Here is a 462-nt window from a genome sequence, read left to right as displayed (position 1 = left end):
ACTGCAATCGAGGAAACGCGAGTATTCAGGGCATTGGTAATGAAGGTCGTGATTGGCTTTGAGCATGTGTCAGAGCCAGCACGTCTTTGGGCGTGACCATGTCGCCTTTGTTATTGCCCCAGGCGTTACGCTCATAGGTAACCACAGCGGCGATATCCACTTCAGATGGCTGCTTGCCGAAGGCTGCCATCGCGGTGCCGGGCTTGCCGTGATACACAATGCTCAGATGGTCTTTGGCCGGCCCGGTGGCGATTTTCGAGCCCTTGAGCGCTGGGAACGTCGGTGGCGAGCCTTGGCCCTCGGCCTGGTGACAGGCCACGCAAGTGGTGTGATAGACCTTGTCGCCACGTGCCTCCAGTTCGTCCAGTGTCCATTCTTTGGAGGTCAACTCCTTAAGCTTGGCGGCCTCCTCCTTGCGCTCCCCCAGCCAGGTGTCGTAGTCGGCCTTGGACTTGACCTCCA

General features: G+C 58.7%; 1 protein-coding gene. It reads right to left on the bottom strand.

Annotated features, from left to right (window positions below):
• Window positions 1–25 precede the first annotated feature (25 nt).
• The coding region (locus JMV15_RS27950; RefSeq protein ID WP_201491995.1) for a c-type cytochrome at window positions 26–462 on the bottom strand (437 nt) is incomplete at its 5' end.

Source organism: Pseudomonas paracarnis (assembly GCF_904063055.1).
Taxonomy (GTDB): domain Bacteria; phylum Pseudomonadota; class Gammaproteobacteria; order Pseudomonadales; family Pseudomonadaceae; genus Aquipseudomonas; species Aquipseudomonas paracarnis.
Note: the sequence above shows the minus strand (reverse complement) of the source record. Positions and strands in the feature narration are given on the sequence as shown.